This is a genomic window from Bradyrhizobium sp. SZCCHNRI2009 (assembly GCF_032485115.1).
Lineage (GTDB): Bacteria > Pseudomonadota > Alphaproteobacteria > Rhizobiales > Xanthobacteraceae > Bradyrhizobium.
On the sequence record NZ_JAUEUH010000001.1, the window covers coordinates 192,940 to 217,697 of the forward strand.

Genomic DNA, 24,758 nt, shown 5'->3' on the forward strand with positions numbered 1-24,758 from the left:
AGCGCCGGTGGCGCCGGCCGCGGCCATGCCCAATCGCGATGCCGCCAACATCTCGGATAATCTGCTAAGGTAGCGGCGGGCAGGGGCTCGCCGTGGAGGCATCCCGCCTGGTGCCGCAAGGTCGGCATGGTCTGACCATTGCGACGATACGGCGTATCGTGAACATGGTCGCGCTGGCTGGGGCGGCGGTGCCGGAGGGACGACGTCACCGGCGTGACATCGGAGTCATGCCGTCGCGCCGCGGTCACCCTTGGAGAGGTTCGATGATGGCCGTTGCGCAGCCTGGTGTCCCTCGCATCGTGATCGTCGGCGGCGGCGCCGGCGGCTTGGAGCTCGCGACCCGGCTCGGAGACAGATACGGCCGCAGGGGCAAGCTCGACGTCACCCTGGTCGAGCGCAACCGCACCCATGTCTGGAAGCCGAAGCTGCACGAGATCGCCGCGGGCAGCATGGACCTCTCGGCCCATGAGGTCGACTATCTCGCCCAGGCCTATTGGCACGGCTTCCACTACCGCATCGGCGACATGATCGGCCTCGACCGCGACAAGCGCGAGGTGCTGGTGGCGCCCTATCTCGATGCGGAGGGGCGCGAGGTCACGCCGCGGCGGACCATCCCCTATGACGTGCTCGTCATCGCCATCGGCAGCCAGAACAATGATTTCGGCACGCCCGGCGTGGTCGATCATGCGATCAAGCTGGAATCGCAGCACGACGCCCGGCGCTTCCACGAGCGCATGGTCAACGCCTGCATCCGCGTCCATTCGCAGTCCTCGCCGATCGCGCCGCACCAGCTGAAGGTCGCGATCATCGGCGCCGGCGCGACCGGCGTCGAGCTGGCCGCGGAACTGCATCGCACGACCCGCGAGGTGGTGGCCTATGGTCTCGACCAGGTCGACGCCGAGAAGGACATCAGGATCACGCTGATCGAAGCCGCGGGCCGGGTGTTGCCGGCGTTGCCTGAGCGGGTTTCGCGCGAGACCGAAAAGCTGCTCGCAAAGCTCGGCGTCGAGGTGCTCGTCGGCGCCAAGGTCGCCGAGGTCGGGCCTGACAAGGTGAGCCTCGCCGACGGCCGCGTCATCCCGGCCGAGCTGATCGTCTGGGCCGCGGGCGTCAAGGCGCCCGACTTCCTGAAGGACATCGCGGGGCTGGAAACCAACCGCATCAACCAGCTCGTGGTCAGGCAGACCCTGCAGACCACGCGCGACGAGCGCGTCTTCGCCATTGGCGACTGCTCGGCCTGCTCCTGGGGCGAGCGCGGCAACGTGCCCCCGCGGGCGCAGGCCGCGCATCAGCAGGCCTCGCACCTCTACAAGCAGATTCCGCGCTTCGTCAGGGGCGAGCCGCTGGCGGACTACCGCTATCACGATTTCGGCTCCCTGGTGTCGCTTGGCGAGTTCAGCACGGTCGGCTCGATGATGGGCGCGCTGGTCGGCGGCAATCTGGTGTTCGAAGGCCTGTTCGCGCGGATGATGTATCTGTCGCTCTACAAGATGCACGAATACGCGCTGCACGGGCTCGCCAAGGTCACGCTGGACACGCTGGCGCGCCTGATCACCCGCCGCACCGAGCCGCACGTCAAGCTGCACTGACGGGCGCGCCGAGGGCGTCGGCCCGGCCGATTTTGTTGTCGCCTATTGCCCGGCAAGACCTTAGACTTGCAGCACAATTACGGATACGGCAGGCCCGGCCCGGTACATGGGTCCGGGGCGTGATGGGCCTGGACATGATGGGCCTGGAAAAGGGAATGACGGACCTTCCATTCCGGATCGGCCTCGAGCGACATCCCGACGTCACCGCGGTGGTCCGCAGGCGCGCGGGCTTGGTCGTTCGCGGAGTGATGGCGGCTGCGCTGGTCGGCGTCGCGGCATGGCTCGGCTATGCCATTGCCTTTTCCCGCGGGCTCGATCAGCGGCACGCCGCGGCCCAGCAGCGGCTGGCGGTCGAGGCCGCGCAGCTCGACGGCTACCTCTCGCGCTTCGAATATCTGCCCTCGCTGCTGGAGACCTCGCCCGATGTCTTCCGGCTGCTCGGCACGCCGGACGATCGCGCGCTGCAGCAGAGCGTCAGCCTGCATCTGAAGTCGATCAATCTGCTGGCCGGCGCCGACAACCTCTATGTCCTCACCGTCGCCGGTGATGCGATCGCCGCCGCCGACTTCGATCAGCCGGGAACGCCGGTCGGCAGCAACCTGTCCTACCGGCCCTATATGCGCCAGGCGCTGGCGACCGGCCGCGGCGCGTTCTTCGGCATCGGCATCACCAGCGCGCGCGCCGGCTATTACCTGTCCTATGCGGTCAAGCAACAGGGACGGACGATCGGCGTCGCCGTCGTCAAGGTCAATCTCGATGCCTTCGAGCGCGAATGGCGCAACCGCGGTGCCGACATGCTTCTGGTCGACGCCCGCGGCGTCACCATTCTCGCCTCGCGCGAGGAATGGCGCTTCCGCCCGTTGACGCCGCTCTCGGTGGATGCGCTCGAGGAAATCGCGACGTCGAAGCCCTATGGCAGCTCCAGCCTCGCGCCGCTCGACTGGACCTTCATGGAGAGGACCGATCGCGGCGGCCAGGTCGCGACCGAGCGCGGCGCAGTCTACAGCGTCGACGAGCGTCCGCTCAACGGGCGGCAATGGCAGCTGCTGCTGCTCGACGACGAGACGCCGATCCGGCGGACGGCCTTGATCATCGGCACGCTCTCGGGTCTCGCCAGCATCGTGGCGCTGCTGGCGCTCGGCCTGCTGGCGCAGCGACGCCGCGAGATCCGGCAGCGGCTGGCGAGCCAGGCCGCGCTGCAGGCCGCCAATGATCGGCTGGAAATGCGGGTGCAGGAGCGCACCGCCGAACTGCGCGCCGCGCAGGACGAGCTCGTCCATGCCGGCAAGCTTGCCGTGCTCGGCCAGATGTCGGCCGGCATGGTGCACGAGATCAACCAGCCCTTGGCGGCGCTGCAGACCGCTTCCGACAATGCCGTGCAATTCGTCGATCGCGGCATGATCGGCGAGGCCCGCGGCAATCTCATCCGCATCGGCGAGATGGTCCGCCGTCTCGCGCGCCTGACCGGCCAGTTGCGCGTTTTCGCCTACAAATCGAACGCGCCGCTCGATGCCGTCGCGGTCGAGCAGGCCCTGTCCGAGACGTTCAAGATCCTCGGCGCGCGGGTGAAGGACGGCCATGTCGACGTGACCATCGATCTCGCGCCCGAGCTTCGTGTCAGGGCCGATCAGATCCGGCTCGAGCAACTGCTCTGCAACATCATCGCCAACGCGCTCGATGCCGTCGAGGGCGCCGCGCGGAAGTCCATCCACATCTGCGCCGTGCGTGAGGAGGGGCAGTGCCGCATCGCCATCGCCAACAGCGGCCCGGCGATCGCCGCCGATGTCCTGCCGCGCCTGTTCGAGCCCTTCGTCACGACCAAGCCGGCCGGCAAGGGTCTCGGACTTGGGCTCGTCATCGCCAATCACATCGCGCGGTCGTTCGGCGGCGAGCTGCGGGCGCGCAATCTTGAGCCGTCCGGCGCCGAGTTCATCGTGCTGCTGCCGCTTGCCGATTGAAGAGGTTCCCACATGACTCCTGAGCAACCGGTCGGCGTGATCTATGTCGAGGACGACGAGGATGTCCGCATCGGCGCCGTCCAGGCGCTGCAGCTCGCCGGGCTCCCGGTCACGCCGTTCGCCTCCGCCGAAGCCGCGGGCGCGATCGTTCGCGCCGACATGCCGTTCGTGGTGGTCTCCGACGTGCGGCTGCGCGGCAAGAGCGGCACCGAGTGGCTGTCCGAGCTGCACCGGCTCGATCCGGACCTGCCGGTCATCCTGGTCACCGGTCATGGCGACATCTCGATGGCCGTGGAAGCGATGCGCAACGGCGCCTATGACTTCATCGAGAAGCCGTGCTCGTCGGAGCAGCTCGTCTCCGTCGTGCGCCGCGCCCTCGACAAGCGTCGCCTGACGCTCGAAGTCCGCACCTTGCGCTCGGCGCTCGCCGACCGCCAGGGCATCGAGGCGAGCCTGCTCGGGCGCTCGCCGCAGATCCAGGAGGTGCGCCGCCTCGTCGCCAATCTGGCCTCGACCAATGTCGACGTGACGATCTATGGCGAGACCGGCACCGGCAAGGACGTCGTCGCCCGTTGCCTGCACGGCCACAGCACCCGGCGCGGCGGCAACTATGTCGCGGTGAATTGCGGCGGCCTGCCGGAATCACTGGTTGAGAGCGAATTGTTCGGCCACGAGGCCGGCGCCTTCACCGGCGCGACCAAGCAGCGGATCGGCAAGATCGAATATGCCCATGGCGGCACGCTGTTCCTCGACGAAATCGAGAGCATGCCGCTCAGCGTGCAGGTGAAGCTGCTGCGGGCGTTGCAGGACCGCTCGGTCGAGCGCGTCGGCTCCAACAAGCCTGTGGCGGTGGACTGCCGCGTGGTGGCGGCCAGCAAGGCCAATCTGCTCGAGCTCAGCGAGCAGAAGCTGTTCCGCGCCGATCTGTATTATCGTCTCGGCGTCGCCTTCATCGAGCTGCCTCCGTTGCGCGAACGCCGCGAGGATATCCCGATCCTGTTCGAGCACTTCACCCTCGAGGCCGCCAAGCGGTTCGAGCGCGACGCGCCGATCGTGAACGAGCAGACCATGTCGCTGCTGCTCGGCTACTCATGGCCGGGCAACGTGCGCGAGTTGCGCAACGTCGCCGACCGCTTCGTGCTCGGTGTGCTCGACCGCAAGGTCCTCGACCGCTCGGGCGCCGCGGCCTCGGAGCTGTCGCTGCCGCGCCAGCTGGAGAACATCGAGCGCTCGATCATCGAGGATGCGTTGCGCCGCAAGCTCGGCGACGTGCCGGCGACTGCGGCCCTGCTGAGCATTCCGAAGCAGACGCTTTACGACAAGATCAAGCGGCTCGCCGTGAAGGTCGATGGCATCCGCGAGGGCGCGCCGCTGCGGCCGCAGTCCTGACCGTGGCTGCATCGCCAGCGCCCGTCCGCATCATCATCGCGTCGACGCCGACCACCACTGCGCTCATCTGATGTTGCGACGTGCGACTTATGCTCCTCGCGGACAGGGGCGTCCTGCGGCGGCAGGAAGGCATCTGTTCCATGCCGGCGATCAGGAACGAATGCTGGAGAGAGCTTGTTGAAGGATCATGACAGGCAGAGACACCCGCGACCTGCGCTCCGGCGCCTACGACCCCGTCAGCAAGGACGGTCTGCCGCAGCCGCAACAGGTCAAGGACAAAACGACGCCCCGCCAGCAGGAGCAGTGGGGCGCCGACGTGCGGGCCGAGCCGTTGCCCGGCACCGAGCCGGTGCTTCCGGAAGGGCTCAGGCGCGAGCGGCGTGATCCGCTCAATCGCAACACTGGTCGCCGCGACACCGACTAGTGCGCGGCGACCCAGCGCCTACTTCGCCGCGATCACCATGATCTCGACGGTGTATTGCGGCGCGGCAAGCCCGGCCTCTACGGTGGCGCGAGCCGGGGTGTTGCCGGCCGAGACCCAGCCATCCCACACGGCGTTCATTTCGCCGAATGTCTTGATGTCGGTGAGGTAGATCGTCGCCGACAACAGCTTCGACTTGTCGGTGCCGGCCTTGGCGAGGTGGCCGTCGATGATCGAGAGAATCTCCTCGGTCTGCTTGGTGACGCTTTCACCGGCCGTCTTCTGCGCGACGACGCCGGCGAGATAGACGGTATTGCCGTGAACGACGACCTGGCTCATGCGCGGGCCAATTTCGAAACGCTGGATCGACATCGAAGAACTCCTCAAAAGGTCAATTCGGGGCCTCTCCCTAGCGCGTGCGACGCGGCAACGCCAGTCGGTCGAACGGCCACTCTCGCCACCTTGGGGCGTGCGACCTTGCGTTGTCGACAGCGCCGCGGCACACGGAACGCGGCACTTCACGATGATCCGCCCTTGTCGCGCTGCAAGGCGGGCTTGCCCATGGGGCAGGCAAAGGCGGGCGTTTTCCGCGCTTGCACAGATATTTGAGACATGAAACATTCTCCGCGAGGTTGCTTTTTGAATGGCGGAGGGGCGTGATGCGGAAACGATCGATGCTGGCGGCACTCGCGGCGATGGCTTTGGTGACGAGCGCGGGGCCGACATTCGCACAGCAGACGATCCGCGTCGGCTGGACCATCCCGGCGGAAGAATCCAAGTACTGGATGATGAAGCGGCCCACCGAATTTCCGGATCTCGGCAAGACCTACAACATCGAGTGGACCCAGTTCCAGGGAACGGCACCGATGACGCAGGCGCTCGCCGCCGGCGCGCTCGACTGCGCCACGCAGGCGCCGCTGTCGCTGGCGAACGGCGTCGTCGGCGGCGGCCTCAAGGCCTACATCGTCGCCCAGCACGTCTATGAGAAGCCGGGCGGTTTCTCGGTCTACTGGGCGGTCAAGGACGATTCGTCGATCAAGACGATCGCCGACCTGAAGGGCAAGACGGTCGGCATTTCCGTGATCGGTGGCGGCACGCAAGGGCCGTTCAACATGCTGCTGAAGCAGGCCGGGCTCGATCCCGCCAAGGACATCAAGCTGGTCGAGGTCGGCTTCGCGGTGTCGGAGGATGCGCTGCGCCAGGGCCGCGTCGACGCCGTCAACATGAATCAACCCTTTGCAGCGCGCGCCGAGGCCAAGGGCGGCACCCGCAAGCTGTTCTCGCTGTCCGAGGCGATGCCGAACATCGTGCACATCCTCGAGGCCTGCCGCGCCGACTTCGTCGACAAGAACCCGGAGCTGGTGAAGGCCTATGTCCGCGACATCACGACGGGCATGAAGAAGGCGCTCGCCAACCGCGACGAGACCTTGAAGGTGGTGTCGGAGGTCATGAAGGCGCCGGTTGCCGTCATCGACACCTATCTGCTGAAGGACAATGATTTCGGCCGCGACCCGGTCGCCGCGCCGAACTTCCCGGCGATCCAGAAGATGCTCGACATCTACGCCGAGACCGGCATGCTGCCGAAGCTCGACGTCGCCCAGTTCAAGCATCCGACGATCGTCGCGCCGATCCAGTAGGCGGCCGGCGCGGAGCCTTGTCGATGAGGAAGCTGCGATCGCGCGTGACGGTGGAGGGGCTCGATCGCGCCCCGCACCGCGCCTTCATGCGCGCGATGGGGCTGGATGATGCCGACATCGCCAAGCCGATGATCGGCGTCGTCAGCCAGAAGGGCGAGCAGACGCCCTGCAACATGACGCACGACTTCCAGGTCGATGCGGCCAAAACGGGCATCTCGGAGGCCGGCGGCACCCCGCGCGAGTTCGCCACCGTCTCGGTCTCCGACGGCATCAGCATGAACCACGAGGGAATGAAGTTCTCTCTGTTCTCGCGCGAGCTGATTGCCGACTCCATCGAGGCCGTCGTCCATGGCCTCGCCTATGACGCGCTGATCGGCTTCGGCGGCTGCGACAAGACCTTGCCCGGCGTCATGATGGGCATGGTCCGCTGCAACGTGCCGTCGATCTTCATCTATGGCGGCAGCGCGCTGCCCGGCAACTACCAGGGCCGGACGCTCACGGTGCTCGATTCTTACGAGGCCGTCGGCAGCTACATGACCGGCGAGATCGATGCACGGACGCTCGAAGGCATCGAGCGGACCTGCCTCCCGACGATCGGCGCCTGCGCCGGGCAGTTCACCGCCAACACCATGGGCATGCTGTCGGAGGCGATGGGCCTGTCGATGCCCAACGTCTCGATGATTCCCGGCGTCTATGCCGAGCGAGCGCACGTCGCGCGTCAGGCCGGACGCCTGATCATGCAGATGCTCGCGCGCGGCGGGCCGCTGCCGCGCGACATCGTCACCCGCAAGGCGCTGGAGAACGGGGCGGCCATTGTCGCGGCCACCGGCGGCTCCACCAACGCCGCGCTGCATCTGCCGGCGATCGCCAATGAGGCCGGCATCCGTTTCACGCTCGACGATGTCGGCGAGGTCTTCGCGAGCACGCCGCTGATCGGCAATCTCAGGCCGGGCGGCAAGTACACGGCGAAGGACGTCTACGACATCGGCGGCGCCGCCGTTGTGATCCGCGCGCTGATCGAGAGCGGCCACATCGACGGCTCCTGCATCACGGTCACCGGCCGCACGCTGGCTGAGGAATATGGCGCGGCCAATGCGCCGGACGGCGAGATCGTGTTCAGCCCGGCCAGGCCGATCATGGCGGATGGCGGCGTCGCTGTCCTCAAGGGCAACCTCGCGCCCGACGGCGCCGTCATCAAGGTTGCCGGCCTCAAGAACCTGGTGTTCGAGGGCCGCGCGCGGGTGTTCGAGGACGAGGAGGCCTGCGTCGCCGCGGTGCGCGCACGCAACTATCAGGCCGGCGAGGTGCTGATCATCCGCAACGAGGGTCCGGTCGGCGGTCCTGGGATGCGCGAGATGCTCGGCGTCACGGCGCTGATCTATGGCCAGGGCATGGGCGAGAAGGTCGCGCTGATCACCGACGGCCGCTTCTCCGGCGCCACCCGCGGCATGTGCATCGGCTATGTCTCGCCGGAAGCCTTCGTCGGCGGTCCGCTGGCGCTGGTGCAAGACGGCGATCCGATCCGCATCGATGCGAAGGCGCGCACGCTCGACGTGCTGCTCGATGAGTCCGAGCTCGCGGTGCGTCGCAGCGCGTGGTCGCAGCGGCCGCCGCGGCACAGGGCAGGGGCACTGGCGAAATACGCGAAACTCGTTGGGCAGGCACCGCTCGGCGCCGTGACTCACGAAGGGCCGGCCGAATGGCCCTGGTTCGATCAGGACCGGGAATGATCCGCGCGTGGCGACGATTGGCAGGTTTCTTGCTAATCTGCGGCAGTCTGTCTTGCCTGATTTCACGGAGCGTTTGAGCGTGCTGCATCGGAAAGAGAAGCCGACATGGACGTGACCCCGATCCGCCCCGGCCAGCTCGCGGGCACTCCGCTCGGCCGTCGCGCGGCCACGCCGATCATCGAGATCGATCACGTGTCGCAGGTGTTCAAGACCTCGTCGCGCCGCGACCACACCGCGCTGTCGGACATTTCGCTGACGGTCGGCGAGGGCGCCTTCGTCTCGATCCTCGGTCCCTCCGGCTGCGGCAAGTCGACCTTGCTCTACATCGTCGGTGGCTTCGTCAGCCCGACCAGCGGCACCGCGAAAATGAAGGGCAAGCCGATCACCGGTCCCGGCACCGATCGCGGCCCGGTGTTCCAGGAGTTCGCGCTGTTTCCCTGGAAGAGCGTGCTCGGCAACGTCATGTATGGTCCGCTGCAGCAGGGCAAGAAGCCGGCGAAGGCCGAGGCGCTCGCGCGGACTTTGCTCGCCATGGTCGGACTTACCGGCTTCGAGAAATTCTATCCCAAGGAGCTCTCCGGCGGCATGAAGCAGCGCGTCGCGCTGGCCCGCACGCTGGCCTACGGGCCGGAGGTGCTGCTGATGGACGAGCCGTTCGGCGCGCTCGACGCGCATACGCGCACGCGGCTGCAGAACGACCTGCTCGACATCTGGGAGCGCGACCGTAAGACGGTCCTGTTCGTGACCCACTCGGTCGAGGAAGCCGTGTTCCTGTCCGACAAGGTCGTCATGATGTCGCGCTCGCCCGGCCGAATCCGCGAGGTGATCGACATCGATCTGCCCCGGCCGCGCCGCCGCGAGGAACTGCTGCTGGACCCGCGCTATCAGAAATACATCGTCGACATCGAGCGCATGTTCGACGATTCCGGTGACAACGAGCTGCCGTCATGAATGGTCTGTCGAAGCCGCTCGCGCCGATTCTGGCCTGCTGCGGCCTGCTGCTGGCTTGGCAGCTCGCCTCGCTCGGGCTCAAGAACGACAGCTTCCCGACCGCGCTGGAATCGCTGCGCGCGATCCCGCCGATCCTCACCGACAAGGAATCCCTGATCAACATCATGGCCTCGCTGCGGCGGATGGCGATCGGCTTCGCGCTCGCGCTTGCGTTCTCGATTCCGCTCGGGTTGCTGATGGGGCGCAGCCGGTCGACCGCCGCCTTCTTCAATCCGCTGCTGATGCTGATCTACCCGGTGCCGAAGGCGGCGCTGATGCCGATCATCATGCTGTGGCTCGGCGTCGGCGACATCTCCAAGACGCTGGTGATCTTCCTCGGCGTCAGCCTTCCGGTGATCTACCACAGCTTCGAGGGCGCCAAGGCGGTCGAGGAGAAGATGCTGTGGTCGGGCGCGGCGATGGGGCTCTCGGCCGGCGAGCGCCTGCTGCGCATCGTCCTGCCCGCAGCCTTGCCGGAGATCCTGACCGGCTGCCGTACCGGCCTGGTGCTGGCGCTGATCACGATGGTCACCAGCGAGATGATCGCGCGGCAGTCCGGCGCCGGCAACATCCTGTTCAACGCGCTCGACATGGGCCAGTACGACACGGTGTTCGCGATGATCATCATCATCGGCGCCATGGGCATCTGCCTCGATGCGGCGTTCGAGGTCGTCAGGCGCTGGCTGGTGCGCTGGTCCGAGCCGCAGTTCGACATGCCGCTGAGCTTCTCATGACGCGCACCTCCAACGACATCCTGCTGGGCGCCGCGCCGATCGTGCTGGTCCTGCTGCTGTGGCAGGGGCTGGTGTCGTTCGGCTACGCGCCGCCGACCCTGCTGCCGCCGCCGGGACAGGTGTTCCAGCGCATGGGCCAGCAACTCACCAGCGTCACCTTCCAGCAGGACATCGTGGCGACGCTGTTCCGGCTGTTCGCGGGCTTTGCGATCGCCGTGGTGCTCGGTGTTTCCCTGGGAATTGCCGCCGCGGTGAGCCCGCCTGTCAACGCCGCCGTCAAGCCGATCGTGCGCGTGCTGGCGCCGCTGCCGAAGGTCGCGCTCTATCCGGCCTTCCTGCTGCTGCTCGGCTTCGGCCACGAATCCAAGATCATGCTGGTGGCGGCGGATGCGCTGTTTCCGATCCTGCTGTCGAGCTATTACGGCGCCGCCACGGTCGAGCAGAAGCTGATCTGGTCGGCGCTCGCCGCCGGGACGCCGCCGCGCGACGTCCTGTGGAAGGTGGTGCTGCCGGCCGCGATGCCCTCGATCCTGACCGGTTGCCGCATCGGCCTCGTGATCTCCTGCATCGTCGTGTTCCTGGCCGAGATGATCACCTCGACCGACGGGCTCGGTCACGTGCTGGTGACCGCCGCGCGCACCTTCCAGGCCGTCGACATGTTCGTGCCGCTGATCACGATCTCGCTGCTGGGCCTCATTCTCAACGCCCTGCTGCAAGGCCTGCGCGCTTATCTGCTGCGCGGCTTCCCCTCGGTCTGATAACAACACAACGACAATCGGGAGAACGACCATGCTGGCGGATCGCATCGAGGCGAAATGGATCGACGCATTCTGTGAGATCTTCGAGCGCTGCGCCGTGAAGGCGGGCGACACCGCTGCGATCCTGTCGGAGACGCAGTCCCGGGCGCTGAACGTCCACATCGCCGAGCTGGCGTTGCTGCGGATGGGCGCGCGGCCGTTCCATGTCGTGGTGCCGACCCCGCGCAACAAGCATCCCGTTCCCGTCCGTTCGACCGGCGCGTCGGAGGCGATCGGCAAGCTCGGGCCGGTGGTCTCAGCGCTTCAGCAGGCCGGCTTCGTCGTCGACTGTACCATCGAAGGCCTGATGCATGCGGTGGAGACGCCGGAGATCCTGAAGGCCGGCGCGCGCATCCTGGTGATCTCCAACGAGCATCCCGAGGCGCTCGAGCGCATGGTGCCGGACTCGGCGCTCGAAAAGCGGGTGCGCGCCGCAGCCAAGATGCTGCGCGGAACCAAGCGGATGCGCGTGACGTCGAAGGCCGGCACCGACCTCGACGTGATCATGGAGGGCGCCTCCACCGTCGGCGTCTGGGGCTGGACCGATCGTCCGGGCACCCTGGCGCACTGGCCGGGTGGCATCGTCGTCAGCTTCCCCAAGAGCAAATCGGTCAACGGCACCATCGTGATGGCGCCCGGAGACATCAACCTCACCTTCAAGCGTTATCTGAGTTCGCCTGTCACGATGACCCTGCGCGACGACTACGTGACCGATCTGGCAGGCGAGGGCGCCGACGCAGCGATGATGCGATCTTATCTCGCGTCCTGGGGCGACCGCGAGGCATACGCCGTGTCGCATGTCGGCTGGGGCATGAACCCCGGCGCGCGCTACGAGGCGCTGGCCATGTACGACCAGCGCGACACCAACGGCACCGAGCTGCGCGCCGTCCCCGGCAACTTCCTGTTCTCCACCGGCGCCAACGAGTTTGCCGGCCGCTACACGGCGGGTCATTTCGACCTGCCGATGATGGGCACCACGATCGAGCTGGATGGGGTCGCCGTGATCAAGCACGGCGTGCTGCAGGATGTGTTCGGGTAGAGTCCTGCGCATTCTACTGGCGAGCTGCCGCCGCGGCGGTAGTGCGCTCCCCTCCCCCTTGCGGGGAGGGGGCGGGGGTGGGGGTCCCCATACGCTGAACTTCGTTGTGGGCACAACTGCTCGTACCCAAACCTCCACTGTGAGACGCGTGGGGCCGCAACGCGCCGTCGGTTGATCGATGCAGGGCTCTTGTGCTCGTCGCTCCAAGCACAACTCGTGGACCCCCACCCCCAACCCCTCCCCGCAAGGGGGAGGGGAGCGCACCGTCCTCACGGGGCGGGCCGGCCCAAATGACAAGCGCCGAGACAGAATCATCCCGCTATTCTGTTAAAAATAATCTTCTTGCGATTTTTCGGAAATCATGGTTCTCTCTCTGCATCCCGCCTCACTGCAGGGGGGGCGTTGCGCGCGATCGTCACGACACGCGAGGTGGGGATGCGATGGCCGCGAGAGATCGCAGCGTCTTCTTACGAGGGCGCGGACGAACGATCGCTCGCGGACGTGAAGTCGCAGCGTCCTGATACCCCGATGCTGGTATCAAGTCGCGTCGGCCTGAGTGCCGCGCGGTGATGGTGGCCAACAAGCCCGGCGCACCAGGGAGACTGCGTATAAGCGTTAGACCCATCGCGCAGGGAATGCCGGCGTGTTCGGCTTTGCCTGTGGTACCTGCCGCCTGCATTTTTTTCGCAGGCGGGCCATGGGTGAGGCCTTCACCCGGCATTCCCTGCGCCCTCTGCATGATTCGCGAGGGACCCATTCGATGCATGACTCGGGCGAGATGCGCCGCGAGAACGACCAGTTATGTCGTAGCTGTTTATTTGGCCCGCTGTTTGAGCCGTGAACCCACCCCACCCACCGCCGTCGGCGTTCGCCGGGACGACGTCGGAGTTCGTTGATGTCGTTGCGGTCAACATTCGCGAGAGGCGAAGATCACCGCAGCCGTAGGGCGGGCAAAGCGGCCACCCGCAGGGCGGTTGCGTGCCCACCGTAGATCCACGCAATCGGCGCGACTGGTGGGCACGGCGCGCGAGAGATCGTCACGATCCGGCGACGGCGTGGCGCGCCTTTGCCCACCTCACGGCTCCGTTGCTGCCGCGTGCTCCGCCTCAATCCACCACCGGCGGCCGGGCGAGCTTGAAATGCCGCAGCATCTCGACCAGCGCGCCGAGCCGCTGCTCGCGATAGGCCGCAACGTCCATGCAGGAATAATCGAGGAAGCCGGCGCCGGTGCGCAGGCCGATGCGGCCCTCGGCCATGTTGCGCTCGATCACTTCGGGTGCGCGGTAGCGGTCGCTGCCCAGCGCGCCTTCGAGGTAGCGGCTGGCGTAGTAGAGAATGTCACCGCCACCCCAGTCGATGAATTCGAGCAGGCCGAGCACCGCGTAGCGGAAGCCGAAGCCGTAGCGGATCGCCTTGTCGATCTCCTCGGCGCTGGCGACGCCTTCGTCGACCATGCGCGCCGCCTCGTTCATGGCGAGCGCCTGGATGCGCGGCACGATGAAGCCCGGCGTCGCCGCGCAGACCACCGGCACCTTGCCGATGTCTTCCAGTAGCGCCTTCAGCCGCGCGGTGACATCGGGATCGGTCGCCTTGCCCGGCGAGATCTCGACCAGCGGAATCAGATAGGCTGGATTGAGCCAGTGCGCATTCAGGAAGCGCTCAGGACGCTCCACCGCACCAGAGAGATCGTCGACCAGGATCGTCGATGTCGTCGAGGCGATGATGACGTCGGGCGCGACCGCGCGCGACGCCGCAGCCAGCACTTCGCGCTTGAGGTCGACGATCTCCGGCACGCCTTCGAACACCAGCGTGGTCTGTGCGAGGACATCGCCGCTCGAGCCGGCCGGCGCGACGGCGATCTTGTCCATCAGCTTGTTGGCGTCAGCGGCCTGCAGCATCCCGAGCCGCGCCAAGGTCGCGAATGTCGCGCCGACCTCGCCGAGCGCATCGCGCTGCAGGCTGGCGAACTCTTCCGCCGTGCGCGGCTTGATGTCGATCATCGTCACGGGATGGCCGGCATAGGCGAAGGCAACGGCAATGCCGCGGCCCATGCGGCCGGCACCGAGGCAGGCAATATGACCGCGCGCGCTCATACCGCAAATCCCTCGCTTAACAGCGCCTGTAGCGCGGCTCGGTCGAGGCCGCCCAAGCCGAGGCTTTCGAGCGTACGTCCCGTCGCCATGAAGTCCTCGCCGCAGATCGCGCCGCCGATGGCCAGGAAGGCGCGGGCGAGCGGCGTCGGCGTGCCGGTCAGCTCGGCGGCCGAGATCAGGAACGACAGGCCGAGCCTGAGATCCTCGCGCATGTAGCGGTGCTCAGTCAGCACGAGCTGCTCGCGCCAATCGCCGGAATCGGTCAACCGGTCGTGCGAGCCGCGACCATACATCCAGATCTCGCCCTCCTTGGCGTAGTGATGCGCCAGCGGAAAATGCGGCGCGCCGTAGCCGAGCGCCTCGCGCACCGCGATCCGCTCCGCATCGAGCGCGTCGGTGACGCGGCGGATAGAGGGCTGCGTGCCTTCCTTGTGAATGTCCCAGCGCTCGAAATGCTCGATGGGGCCGGCATTCATCACGATCAGCGGCGGATGGATGATGCAGCCGGCATTCATCAGCGCACCCGACAGCGCATCGCCGCATGGCTCGGTCACGCCGGGGAAGGCGCGGCCGATCACCGCGAGCGCGTGCTCCGCCGTCTTGAGAGGAAACACGCCGACCGGGAGCCGCTTGGCCCGGATGGTGATGGCAACCTCGAACGGGCCGTGCTTGCGCGTCAGCCAGGGCAGGGTGCCGGTCTCGGCGTAGCTGACGCTGGCTTCATTGCCGGCCTCGCGCGCCGCCGCTGCGAAGATCATGGTGCCGAAGGTCGCCGGGGGCAGGAACACGACCTGCCCATCGGCGAGATGCGGCGCCAGCAGGCGGGCGATGTCGGCTTGCGCGAAGGCCGGCGCCGGGCAGAGGATCAGCTCGGCACCGCTGATAGCCTCGCCGATGTCGGTCGTGACCAGCGCGAGCCGCGCCTCATGCCGGCCATTGACGTCCTTGACGACGATCGTCGAGCCCGCCGCGCGATGCTGCGCGACAGCGTCCGCATCGCGGCGCCACAGCCGGACCTCGTGACCTCCCAGCGCGAAATCGCCTGCCGCTGCAAAGGAGCCGTTGCCGCCGCCGAGCACTGCAATTTTCAAGAGTGCGTCTCCGTCTCGCTTATTTGGGGCCGTCGATCTGGCGCAGCAGATGGTGCTGCACCTTGCCGAGCGCAGTGCGCGGCAGGTCGTCGACGAACACGATGTCGCGCGGCACCTTGAAGCGCGCGAGCTGCGCCTGCAGATGCGCGCGCAAGGTGTCCACATCGAGCGCGCAGCCCTGGCGCCTGACGACGAACGCCACCGGCACCTCGTCCCAGCGCGGATCGGGCCGGCCGATCACGCCGCATTCGACGACGTCGGGATGCTCGCGGAGCACGCGCTCGATCTCGGCCGGATAGACGTTCTCTCCGCCGGAGATGATCATGTTGTTCTTGCGCTCGAGCACGAAGAAGTACCCCTCGGCATCGCGCTGGGCGATGTCGCCGGTGCGGTACCAGCCGTCATGGATCGCCTGTTGCGTGGCTTTGGCGTTGCCCCAATATTCGAAGAACAAATTGGGCCCGCGCACGGCGATCTCGCCCGCTTTGCCCGCCGGAAGCTCGTCGCCGTCTTTGTCGATGATCTTGGCCTCGCAGCACAGCCCGGGCAGGCCGGTCGAGCCTGCGCGCGAGAGGTCGCCGCCGAGCCGTGTGTAGACCGCGATCGGACAGGTCTCGGTCGAGCCATAGACCTGCAGCACCGGCACGCCGCGCGCCGTGATACGCTCGATCAGCGCTGGCGGCACGATGCTCGATCCGGTCGCAACAGCTCTCAGCGAGGACAGGTCCGTCGCGTTCCAATCCGGATGCTCGGTGACGGCCTGGATGGTTGCCGGCACCAGCACGGTCAATGTCGGCCGGTCGTTGACGATCGCTGCCAGCGTCGAATCCGGCGTGAAGCGGGCGTGCAGCGTGACGGTGGCGCCGTGATGCAGGGCCGGCGTGGTCTGGATGTTGAGGCCGCCGACATGGAACAGCGGCAGCACCGTCAGTACGTGATCATCGGAGGTCAGGCCATGCATGTGCTGGCTCATCACCCCGTTCCACAGCAGCGCCTCCTGCCGCAGCACCGCGCCCTTCGGCCGGCCCGTGGTGCCCGAGGTGTATACGATCAGCAGCGGGCAGGAGAGATCGATGTGCGGGTTGCGGTCGTCGCCATGACCGCGCGCCAGCAGTTCATCGAGCGTCAGTCCGTCGGCCGGGGCAAAGTCGATGCCGACCGGCGCTGTCTCCGGGTGGCTCTCGGCCAGCGCCGGCAGCACCGGCGCGAACGCCTGCTCCAGCACCAGCACCTTGGCGGCAGCATCCGAGAGAATGAAGACCTGCTCGGCCACTGCAAGCCGCCAGTTCAACGGCACCAGGATCGCGCCGAGCCGCGCACAGGCATAGAGCAGGACCAGATAGTCCGGCCGGTTGAGGCTCAGAATCGCGACGCGGTCGCCACGTCCGACGCTGAACTCCGACTTGAGCGCGCGGGCCATCAGCGCGATGCGCTCGCTGAAATCGGCATAACTCTGCGTTACGCCTTCGAAATGGATCGCCGGCTTGTCCGGCGTGAACGCCGCATTGCGCTCGATCAGGCTGCAGAGGTCCACGCTCAGTCGTCCGTCTCGCCGGGCTCGTACAGTGCCTCGCGGCCGATGCGGTCGAGGCACAATTCCGCGGTCCAGGGCAACATCAGGGAGCCGCAACGGCTGTCGCGATAGATGCGCTCCAGCGGCAGCGTCTTCAGCATCGATTGTCCGCCGCAGGTGCGGATGGCGAGCGCCGCCAGATCATTGGCCCCCTCCATCACCGAGTACTGCGCCGCATAGGCGCGCAGCACCTGCTCCTTCGTCGGATTGGCGCGTGCCTCGGTGACGGCCTGGAACCAGATGCCTTTGACTTGTTCCAGCTTGATCTGCATCTGCGCGACCGCGATCTGCTTGGTCGGGTACATCCGCCGCTTGACCGGCGGCATGCCCGGCACCTCGCCGCGCAGATATTTGACGGTGAAGTCATACGCGGCCTGCGCCAGCCCCATATAGGTCGGCGACAGCGTCATGAACATGTGCGGCCAGCGCATCGCTGCCTGGAAGTAGACGCCGCGCGGCATCAAGGCGGCGTCCTCCGCAACGAAGACATCCTTGAACAGCAGTGTGCGTGACACCGTGCCGCGCATGCCCAGCGGATCCCAGTCACCGACGACAGAGACGCCCTCCGTTTTCGCCGGCACCGCGAGATAGAGCGTGTTGCGGCGGGACGCCTTCTCACCCTCGCTGACTTCGGTGCATAGCACTCCATAATAATCTGCGTGTCCGGCAAGCGAGGCGAAGATCTTCTTGCCGTTGATCAGCCAGCCGCCCTTGACCGGCTTGGCCTCGGTGCCGAACGCGACGCCGCCCGCTGCCGCCGCGCCGCCCTCCGAGAACGGCTGCGAATAGATCGCGCCGTCGTCGACGATGCGCTTGTAGTGGATCGCGCGCCGCCGCTCGTGCTCCGCGCGGACGTCCTCGTCCATGTCGAGATCGTCGGCGAGCGGTCCGGACCATAGGGTCGAGCAGACGTGCATGTTCCAGGTCAGCGCCGTGGCGCCGCAATAGCGGCCGATCTCGGCGGCGGTGAGTGCATAGGTCTGGTAGCCCGCGCCGAGGCCCCCGAGAGCCTTGGGAACGGAGATGCCGAGCAGGCCCGCGCGATGCAGGTCCTTGTAGTTCTCAGTCGGAAAGCTCGCCTCGCGATCCCAGGTCGCGGCGCGGCCCGCCAGCACGCTCTGCCCGAGTTCCCGGGCCCGTGTGACGATGTCGGCCTGCTCGGCCGTGAGCCGATATGCGGCCGGATCGAATATCGGCGCATCGAGGACTTCGCCGGAGGCCATCGCCGTCTTCTGGACCGGGATCGTCATCATCTCTCCGCTGTCGCTGGTGTTGCACGTGCCGTCAGGAACGTATCGAGTGCGGCGTTGAACTCGCCGGGCCGTTCGAGATTGACGAGATGACCGGCGCCCTGAAGTTCCACGTAGTCGGACGAGGGAATGAAGCTCGCCATCTTCTCCATCATCGGCGCCGGCGCGTTGCGATCCTTCGAGCCCGAGAGCACCAGCGCCGGCACCTTGATGTCCTTCAAGGCTTGTCGCCGGTCGAAACCGAGCAGGGCCAGCATGCTGGCGCGATAGCTTGCCTCGGGTACGCCGGCCATGCAGGAGGTTGCAATTTCAAGGCCGCGCGGATCGGGATCGTCGCCGACCAACTCCTTGACCAGGTCCGGCGCCAGCGACGCCATCGTCGCGCCCCGATCGAGCGGTCCGAGACGCGCCTCGATGAACGACTTCTGCCAGTCGCCGTCGGCCTTGCCGAACGCCGGGCTGGTCTGAGCCAACACCACGGCCGACGCGGCCTGCGGATGCGTCGTCAGCCATTCCTGTACGATCATTCCGCCGATGGAATGACCAACGAGGATCGGCTGCTTGGCGCCGATCTGGATCAGGAAGTCTCGAAGCGCAGCGGCGAGCGTGGTGATGCTGACCATGTCGAGCCGTGCGGATCGGCCATAGCCCGGCATGTCCCAGGCCACCGCATGGCAGCGCTCGCCGAAATAATCGAGCTGACCACGCCATGCGCGCGCGGCACCACCGATGCCGTGCAGGAACACAACGCTCTGCTGCGCAGGCGTCCCCGATGCCTCGTAGCCGAAGCGGCCGTCCTTCGTGGTAAAGATTTGCGACGCAGGCACGCAGACCTCCGAGATATGCCCGAGGCCGCTACGTTGCTCGCTCCGGGCCCTTGAACGCTAGTCGCGGTAACCGAGGTGTCAAGCCGCTTCCGGCGTGTTGTTGCAAAAATTTGAAGTTTAAAATAACTTCCCCGTCGAGACCTGCCAACGAAATCAGAGGAGGCGCACGCATGTCCGGACTTCCGCAAGCCGCGCATGCGATGGTGACGGGGGGCGGGCGCGGCATCGGTCGCGAAATCGCGCGCGCCTTGAAGCTTGCGGGCGCAACCGTGACGATCGTCGGTCGCAACGGCGCAACGCTCGATGAGGCGGTCGCGGCCGGATGCGCGGATCACGCCGCAATCGCCGATGTTGCCGATCCGGCGGCGCTCAATGCCGCAGCCGCAAGCGCCGCCGCGCGTCGGCCGATCGACATCCTGATTGCCAATGCGGGAAGCGCAGAATCGGCGCCGTTCCTGAAATCCGACACCGCGCTGTTCCATCGCATGATGGACATCAACTTCATGGGCGTCGTACACGCCGTGCAGGCGGTGCTGCCGGCGATGAAGGGCAGGCCCTATGGCAGGATTGTCGCCGTGGCGTCGACCGCGGGCCTCAAGGGCTATCCCTATGTCAGCGCGTACACCGCGGCCAAGCATGCGGTCGTCGGCCTCACGCGATCGCTGGCGCTGGAGCTGGCCGCGACGCGCGTCACGGTCAATGCCGTGTGTCCCGGCTTTACCGATACCGATCTTGTCGCGGAAAGCGTCGACAACATCATGAAAAAGACCGGCCGCAGCCGGGAGCAAGCGATCGCCGAACTTGCCAAGCACAATCCGCAGGGGCGTCTCATCACGCCGCAGGAGGTTGCCGACACCGTGCTGTGGCTGTGCGGCAGCGGTGCCGGTGCGATCACAGGGCAGGCGATCGCGGTTGCCGGCGGCGAAGTGTGAGCCGCAGCGCCCTGGCCTAACGAAGACAGTTGAACAGAGGGAGCTTACATGTCGAGACCGGCCAATCCCGTCACCGTGCCGCTGGCGGACTACAAGCCCAGCCATTTCCTGCTTGCGGTCAAGGATCGCGTCGCGACCGTGACGTTGAACCGGCCCGAGCGCAAGAACCCGCTGACCTTCGAGAGTTATCGCGAGCTGACCGACTTCTTCCGGGCCTGCGCGTTCGACGATGACGTCAAGGCGATCGTCGTGGCCGGTGCAGGCGGCAATTTCTCGTCCGGCGGCGACGTTTTCGAGATCATCGGTCCGCTGGTGAAGATGGACACTAAGGGCCTGACCGCGTTCACCCGGATGACCGGCGATCTCGTCAAGGCGATGCGCGCCTGTCCTCAGCCGGTCGTGGCTGCCGTGGAGGGCATCTGCGCCGGCGCGGGCGCGATCGTCGCGATGGCCTCGGATATCCGGCTCGCCACGACCGGTGCCAAGGTCGCCTTCCTGTTCAACAAGGTCGGCCTTGCCGGCTGCGACATGGGCGCCTGTGCGATCCTGCCGCGCATCATCGGCCAGTCGCGCGCCTCCGAGCTGCTCTACACCGGCCGCTTCATGAGCGCGGACGAAGGCGAGCGCTGGGGCTTTTTCAGCCGTATCGTTGCGCCGGCCGAAGTGCTGACCCAGGCGGTGACGCTGGCGACCGAGATCGCGAACGGTCCAACCTTCGCCAACACCATGACCAAGCGCATGCTGGCCATGGAATGGGCGATGTCGGTGGAGGAGGCGATCGAGGCGGAGGCAGTTGCCCAGGCCTTGTGCATGACAACAGAGGATTTCAATCGCGCTTTCGAAGCCTTCGCCGCCAAGTCCAAACCGGTCTTCCAGGGGAATTGAGCTGCTGCGGAACCGAAGGGACTTGCCAGGAGATATTTTAGGTCTAAAATAAATTTCATTGGCTCGGCTCTCCAGTGGAGGCGCTCATGAAGATCGCGATCATCGGCGGCGGACCTGCCGGTCTCTATGCGGCGATATTGCTCAAGAAGCAGCGGCCCAGCGCCGACATCGCGGTCTACGAGCGCAACCGCGCCGACGATACGTTCGGCTTCGGCGTGGTGTTCTCCGACGCCACGCTCGACAATTTCGAGAAGCACGATCTGCCGAGCTACCAGCGGATCACCCAGGAGTTCGCCTACTGGGATGATATTGCCGTGCATTTCCGCGGCACGGTCCACCGGGTCGGCGGCAATGGTTTCTGCGGCTGCTCGCGCCGCACGCTGCTGCGAATCCTGCAGGAGCGAGCGCGCGAGCTGGGTGTGACCCTGCAGTTCGAGGTCGACCTCGAGGACGAGTCGCAATTCGCTGATGCGGATCTCCTGATCCTGTCTGACGGCATCAACAGTCGTTTCCGTCAGAAGTACGTCGATCACTTCCAGCCGGAGGTGGATCTGCGCGCCAACAAGTTCGCGTGGATGGGCTCGACCAAGCCGCTCGATGCCTTCACCTTCATCTTCCAGGAGACCGAGTGGGGTCCGTTCATCGCGCACGCCTACCAATACGAGGCGGGGCACTCGACTTGGATCTTCGAGACCGATCCAGAGACCTTCGAGCGGGCCGGCCTGACCGGGCTCGATGAGCGGCAATCCGCCGACCGCATGAAGGAGATCTTCGGCTGGTTCCTCGGCGACCATCCGCTGCTGATCAACCGCTCGATGTGGCGCAGTTTCCCGATGATCCGCAACAAGCGCTGGGTCAAGGACAACATGGTGCTGCTCGGTGACGCCAAGTCGACTGCGCATTTCTCGATCGGCTCGGGCACCAAGCTTGCGATGGAGGACGCGATCGCGCTGGCTGACGCCATGCAGCGCGCGCCCAACATTCCGGCGGCGCTCGATCTTTACGAGCATGGCCGGCGCGAGGAGGTCGAGAAGACCCAGCACGCCGCCGACGTGTCGCTGGTCTGGTTCGAGCACGTCGACCGCTTCTGGGATTTCGATCCGGTTCAGTTCGCGTTCGGCGTGATGACGCGCTCGAAAGCGATCACCTACGACAATCTCACTCTGCGCGCGCCGGACTTCGTGGCCGAGGTTGACAAGGCCTTCGCGCGGCAGGTCCGCGCCAAGGGCTTCGACGTCGACGTCGAGAAGCCGGTCGCACCGATGTTCCAGCCGTTCAAGCTGCGGGAGATGACGGTCACGAACCGCGCGGTGCTGTCGCCGATGTGCATGTACTCGGCCGAGGAGGGCGTGCCCGGCGATTTCCACCTCGTGCATTATGGCTCGCGGGCGATCGGCGGCGCTGGCCTGCTGTTCACCGAGATGACCTGCGTCAGCCGCGATGCGCGTATCACGCCTGGCTGCGCCGGCCTTTGGAACGATGCGCAGCAAGCGGCGTGGAAGCGCATCGTCGATTTCGTTCATGCGAACTCGCGGGCGAAGTTCGCGCTGCAGCTCGGCCACGCCGGCCGCAAGGGCGCGACCAAGCCGATGTGGGACGGTATCGACCAGCCGTTGGAGCAGGGCGGCTGGGACGTCGTGTCGGCGTCGCCATTGCCGTATTTCCCGGAGAGCCGGGTGCCGCGCGAGCTCGACCGCGCGGCGATGGATGCGATCAAGGCCGACTTCGTCGCTGCGGCCGAGCGTGGCAACCGCTGCGGATTCGACATGCTCGAACTGCACTGCGCCCACGGCTATTTGCTCGCGAGCTTCATCTCGCCGTTGACCAACAAGCGGACCGACGACTATGGCGGCGCGCTGGAGAACAGGCTGCGCTTCCCGCTGGAAGTGTTCGCGGCGATGCGCGCGGCGTGGCCGGCGCACAAGCCGATGTCGGTGCGCATCTCCGCCACCGACTGGGCCGACGGCGGCGTCACCGGTGACGACGCGGTGCTGATCGCCCGCGCGTTCGGCGAGGCCGGCGTCGATCTCGTCGATGTCTCGACCGGCCAGACCGTTTGCGAGGCCAAGCCGATCTACGGCCGCATGTTCCAGACGCCGTTCTCCGATCAGGTCCGCAATGAGGCTGATGTCGCGACCATGTGCGTCGGTAACATCACCTCGGCCGACCAGGTCAACACCATCCTGGCCGCCGGCCGCGCCGATCTCGTCGCGCTCGGCCGTCCGCATCTGGTCGACCCCTCCTTCACGATGAAGGCCGCGGCCTGGTACGGCGCCGACATGTTCTGTCCGCCGCAATATCTGCCGGGCAAGGAGCAGATCTTCCGCAACAGCGTCCGCGACCGGCAGGATTTCGAGGAGCTGAAGATTAAGGCTAAGCCGAAAACGCGGGCCGAGCTGACGGCAGAGGCTGCGAAGCCGCTTGCGGCGGAGTAAGGCTCCGTGCCACGCTGCTGCCCGGTACGAGAAGTACGAGTGGAGTAGAGGCGATGAAGGCGATCATCGTTGGCGGCGGTATCGGCGGATTGACCACGGCCCTGATGCTGCGGGCGCGCGGCATCGACTGTGAGCTGTTCGAGCAGGCGGATGCAATCCGCGAGCTCGGTGTCGGCATCAACACCCTGCCGCACGCGATCCGGGAGCTCGCCCAGCTCGGGCTGCTCGACCGGCTCGACGAAGTCGCCATCCGGACCTATGAGCTGTTCTACTTGACTCGGCGCGGCCAGGAGGTCTGGCACGAGACCCGCGGGCTCGACGCCGGCCACGACGTGCCGCAATTCTCGATTCACCGCGGCCGTCTGCAGAGCGTGATCCATCAGGCGGTGATGCAGCGGCTCGGGCCTGAGAAGGTCCACACCGGCTGCCGGCTCGGCTCGTTCACCCAGGACGAGGGCGGTGTGACCGCCTATTTCTTCGACCGCACCGGCGCTCATGTTCACACCGTCCGCGGGGACGTCCTGATCGGCGCCGACGGCATTCATTCCAAGGTCCGGCAGACGCTGTTCCCCAATGAGGGCGCGCCGTGCTGGAACGGCCTGATGCTGTGGCGCGGCGCCACCGACTGGCCGGCGTTCCTGACCGGGCGGTCGATGATCATCGCCGGCGGCCTGAACGCCAAGGCGGTGATCTATCCGATCGCCGAGGGCTCGAGCCCCGCGACCCGCCTCACCAACTGGGCCGTGCTGGTGCGCATCGGCGATGCCAACACCGCGCCGCCGCGGCGTGAGGACTGGTCGCGGCTCGGCAAGACGGACGAGCTGATGCCGCATGTCAACGGCTTCTCCATTCCCCAGGTCGACTTCGCCGCGATGGTGCGGGCGACGCCGGAGTTCTGGGAATATCCCTGCTGCGACCGCGATCCGCTGCCGTACTGGTCGAGCGGCCGCGTCACCTTGTTGGGCGATGCCGCGCATCCGATGTACCCGGTCGGCTCCAATGGCGCCTCGCAGGCCATTCTCGATGCCCGCGCGCTCGCCGATGCCTTGGCCCGCTCCGAGCATCCGCGCCAGGCGCTGATGGCCTATGAGCAGAAGCGGCTGCCGATGACCGCCGAGATCGTCGCGTCGAACCGCCGCGGCGGCCCCGAGGGCGTCATCGATGCCGTCGAGCAGCTCGCGCCGCAAGGCTTCACGGACATCAACACCATCCTCAACTACGAGGCCCGAGAGGGTATCGTGCGCGGTTATGCGAGCCGGGCCGGCTTTGCCGCGCGGATGGTAACGCGGCAGGCGTCGTAGCAACGATCTGAGACTGCCCGAACGGCTGCCCCTCGCCCCATCCCTCTCCCCGTGAGGACGGGGAGAGGGAGCGCGCTACGTTCTGCG

20 protein-coding genes are annotated in these 24,758 nt (G+C 66.6%); 14 read left to right on the forward strand and 6 right to left on the reverse strand.

What is annotated here, in order from left to right:
• Positions 1–266 precede the first annotated feature (266 nt).
• From QX041_RS00925 to QX041_RS00940, 4 genes are all read left to right on the forward strand, one after another.
• Positions 267–1,589 (forward strand): NAD(P)/FAD-dependent oxidoreductase, encoded by a 1,323-nt coding sequence (locus tag QX041_RS00925; RefSeq protein WP_315715806.1) that lies wholly within the window; start codon positions 267–269, stop codon positions 1,587–1,589.
• 155 nt (positions 1,590–1,744) lie between these two features.
• Complete coding sequence (locus tag QX041_RS00930) at positions 1,745–3,547, forward strand: ATP-binding protein (RefSeq protein WP_315752012.1); 1,803 nt, start codon at positions 1,745–1,747, stop codon at positions 3,545–3,547.
• 12 nt (positions 3,548–3,559) lie between these two features.
• Positions 3,560–4,936, forward strand: coding sequence for a sigma-54 dependent transcriptional regulator (locus tag QX041_RS00935; protein WP_316164294.1), 1,377 nt, complete (start codon positions 3,560–3,562; stop codon positions 4,934–4,936).
• Between the two features lie 187 nt (positions 4,937–5,123).
• The gene (locus QX041_RS00940) at positions 5,124–5,360 is read left to right on the forward strand and encodes a hypothetical protein (RefSeq protein WP_315715600.1); all 237 of its coding nucleotides are present in this window, start codon (positions 5,124–5,126) and stop codon (positions 5,358–5,360) included.
• 18 nt (positions 5,361–5,378) lie between these two features.
• On the opposite strand, the gene QX041_RS00945 is transcribed toward QX041_RS00940, so the two are convergent.
• The gene (locus tag QX041_RS00945) at positions 5,379–5,729 is read right to left on the reverse strand and encodes a RidA family protein (protein WP_315715601.1); all 351 of its coding nucleotides are present in this window, start codon (positions 5,727–5,729) and stop codon (positions 5,379–5,381) included.
• 287 nt (positions 5,730–6,016) lie between these two features.
• Between QX041_RS00945 and QX041_RS00950 the strand changes: the two genes are divergently transcribed.
• From QX041_RS00950 to QX041_RS00975, 6 genes are all read left to right on the forward strand, one after another.
• Entirely contained in the window at positions 6,017–6,994 is a 978-nt protein-coding gene (locus QX041_RS00950; protein WP_316164295.1) for an ABC transporter substrate-binding protein, read from the forward strand.
• Between the two features lie 23 nt (positions 6,995–7,017).
• Positions 7,018–8,724: a dihydroxy-acid dehydratase gene (ilvD, locus tag QX041_RS00955; protein WP_316164296.1), complete on the forward strand. Its 1,707-nt coding sequence runs from the start codon at positions 7,018–7,020 to the stop codon at positions 8,722–8,724.
• A 105-nt stretch (positions 8,725–8,829) separates the two neighbouring features.
• Complete coding sequence (locus tag QX041_RS00960; protein ID WP_315715604.1) at positions 8,830–9,675, forward strand: ABC transporter ATP-binding protein; 846 nt, start codon at positions 8,830–8,832, stop codon at positions 9,673–9,675.
• Positions 9,672–10,448 (forward strand): ABC transporter permease, encoded by a 777-nt coding sequence (locus tag QX041_RS00965; protein WP_315715605.1) that lies wholly within the window; start codon positions 9,672–9,674, stop codon positions 10,446–10,448. The genes QX041_RS00960 and QX041_RS00965 overlap by 4 nt, the downstream gene beginning before the upstream one ends.
• Positions 10,445–11,206: an ABC transporter permease gene (locus tag QX041_RS00970; protein WP_315752008.1), complete on the forward strand. Its 762-nt coding sequence runs from the start codon at positions 10,445–10,447 to the stop codon at positions 11,204–11,206. Before QX041_RS00965 ends, QX041_RS00970 begins: the two co-directional genes overlap by 4 nt.
• Positions 11,207–11,237: 31 nt before the next feature.
• Positions 11,238–12,284 carry a peptidase M29 gene (locus QX041_RS00975; protein ID WP_315752007.1) on the forward strand — a complete coding sequence of 349 codons (1,047 nt, stop codon included), beginning with the start codon at positions 11,238–11,240 and terminating at the stop codon, positions 12,282–12,284.
• 1,106 nt (positions 12,285–13,390) lie between these two features.
• On the opposite strand, the gene QX041_RS00980 is transcribed toward QX041_RS00975, so the two are convergent.
• The 5 genes from QX041_RS00980 to QX041_RS01000 are packed head-to-tail and all read right to left on the reverse strand — an operon-like array spanning position 13,391 to position 19,118.
• Positions 13,391–14,377: a 3-hydroxybutyryl-CoA dehydrogenase gene (locus QX041_RS00980; RefSeq protein ID WP_316164297.1), complete on the reverse strand. Its 987-nt coding sequence runs from the start codon at positions 14,375–14,377 to the stop codon at positions 13,391–13,393.
• Positions 14,374–15,468 carry an NAD/NADP-dependent octopine/nopaline dehydrogenase family protein gene (locus tag QX041_RS00985; protein ID WP_316164298.1) on the reverse strand — a complete coding sequence of 365 codons (1,095 nt, stop codon included), beginning with the start codon at positions 15,466–15,468 and terminating at the stop codon, positions 14,374–14,376. The genes QX041_RS00980 and QX041_RS00985 overlap by 4 nt, the downstream gene beginning before the upstream one ends.
• 19 nt (positions 15,469–15,487) lie before the next feature.
• A complete protein-coding gene (locus QX041_RS00990) occupies positions 15,488–17,002 on the reverse strand; it encodes a class I adenylate-forming enzyme family protein (protein ID WP_316164299.1) in 1,515 nt (504 codons plus the stop codon).
• Between the two features lie 2 nt (positions 17,003–17,004).
• Positions 17,005–18,291, reverse strand: coding sequence for an acyl-CoA dehydrogenase family protein (locus QX041_RS00995; RefSeq protein ID WP_316164300.1), 1,287 nt, complete (start codon positions 18,289–18,291; stop codon positions 17,005–17,007).
• Complete coding sequence (locus QX041_RS01000) at positions 18,291–19,118, reverse strand: alpha/beta hydrolase (protein ID WP_316164301.1); 828 nt, start codon at positions 19,116–19,118, stop codon at positions 18,291–18,293. The genes QX041_RS00995 and QX041_RS01000 overlap by 1 nt, the downstream gene beginning before the upstream one ends.
• Positions 19,119–19,288: 170 nt before the next feature.
• On the opposite strand from QX041_RS01000, the gene QX041_RS01005 reads away from it, so the two are divergent.
• The 4 genes from QX041_RS01005 to QX041_RS01020 all read left to right on the forward strand — a co-directional run bounded on the left by QX041_RS01005 (position 19,289) and on the right by QX041_RS01020 (position 24,671).
• Entirely contained in the window at positions 19,289–20,050 is a 762-nt protein-coding gene (locus QX041_RS01005) for an SDR family oxidoreductase (RefSeq protein WP_315715613.1), read from the forward strand.
• 48 nt (positions 20,051–20,098) lie between these two features.
• Positions 20,099–20,935 (forward strand): enoyl-CoA hydratase family protein, encoded by an 837-nt coding sequence (locus QX041_RS01010; protein WP_315715614.1) that lies wholly within the window; start codon positions 20,099–20,101, stop codon positions 20,933–20,935.
• An 86-nt stretch (positions 20,936–21,021) separates the two neighbouring features.
• Complete coding sequence (locus tag QX041_RS01015) at positions 21,022–23,370, forward strand: bifunctional salicylyl-CoA 5-hydroxylase/oxidoreductase (protein ID WP_316164302.1); 2,349 nt, start codon at positions 21,022–21,024, stop codon at positions 23,368–23,370.
• A gap of 53 nt (positions 23,371–23,423) precedes the next feature.
• Entirely contained in the window at positions 23,424–24,671 is a 1,248-nt protein-coding gene (locus QX041_RS01020; RefSeq protein ID WP_315715616.1) for a flavin-dependent oxidoreductase, read from the forward strand.
• The last annotated feature ends 87 nt before the right edge of the window (positions 24,672–24,758 follow it).

Excerpts from the sequence above, each read along its gene's own strand:
- QX041_RS00925 (WP_315715806.1), top strand. The coding sequence starts at position 267 with ATGGCCGTTGCGCAGCCTGGTGTCCCTCGCATCGTGATCGTCGGCGGC.
- QX041_RS00975 (WP_315752007.1), top strand. The coding sequence starts at position 11,238 with ATGCTGGCGGATCGCATCGAGGCGAAATGGATCGACGCATTCTGTGAG.
- QX041_RS00980 (WP_316164297.1), bottom strand. The coding sequence starts at position 14,377 with ATGAGCGCGCGCGGTCATATTGCCTGCCTCGGTGCCGGCCGCATGGGC.
- QX041_RS00965 (WP_315715605.1), top strand. The coding sequence starts at position 9,672 with ATGAATGGTCTGTCGAAGCCGCTCGCGCCGATTCTGGCCTGCTGCGGC.
- QX041_RS00960 (WP_315715604.1), top strand. The coding sequence starts at position 8,830 with ATGGACGTGACCCCGATCCGCCCCGGCCAGCTCGCGGGCACTCCGCTC.
- QX041_RS00970 (WP_315752008.1), top strand. The coding sequence starts at position 10,445 with ATGACGCGCACCTCCAACGACATCCTGCTGGGCGCCGCGCCGATCGTG.
- ilvD (WP_316164296.1), top strand. The coding sequence starts at position 7,018 with ATGAGGAAGCTGCGATCGCGCGTGACGGTGGAGGGGCTCGATCGCGCC.
- QX041_RS00950 (WP_316164295.1), top strand. The coding sequence starts at position 6,017 with ATGCGGAAACGATCGATGCTGGCGGCACTCGCGGCGATGGCTTTGGTG.
- QX041_RS00945 (WP_315715601.1), bottom strand. The coding sequence starts at position 5,729 with ATGTCGATCCAGCGTTTCGAAATTGGCCCGCGCATGAGCCAGGTCGTC.
- QX041_RS01010 (WP_315715614.1), top strand. The coding sequence starts at position 20,099 with ATGTCGAGACCGGCCAATCCCGTCACCGTGCCGCTGGCGGACTACAAG.
- QX041_RS01015 (WP_316164302.1), top strand. The coding sequence starts at position 21,022 with ATGAAGATCGCGATCATCGGCGGCGGACCTGCCGGTCTCTATGCGGCG.
- QX041_RS01020 (WP_315715616.1), top strand. The coding sequence starts at position 23,424 with ATGAAGGCGATCATCGTTGGCGGCGGTATCGGCGGATTGACCACGGCC.
- QX041_RS00995 (WP_316164300.1), bottom strand. The coding sequence starts at position 18,291 with ATGACGATCCCGGTCCAGAAGACGGCGATGGCCTCCGGCGAAGTCCTC.
- QX041_RS01005 (WP_315715613.1), top strand. The coding sequence starts at position 19,289 with ATGTCCGGACTTCCGCAAGCCGCGCATGCGATGGTGACGGGGGGCGGG.
- QX041_RS00940 (WP_315715600.1), top strand. The coding sequence starts at position 5,124 with ATGACAGGCAGAGACACCCGCGACCTGCGCTCCGGCGCCTACGACCCC.
- QX041_RS00935 (WP_316164294.1), top strand. The coding sequence starts at position 3,560 with ATGACTCCTGAGCAACCGGTCGGCGTGATCTATGTCGAGGACGACGAG.
- QX041_RS00930 (WP_315752012.1), top strand. The coding sequence starts at position 1,745 with ATGACGGACCTTCCATTCCGGATCGGCCTCGAGCGACATCCCGACGTC.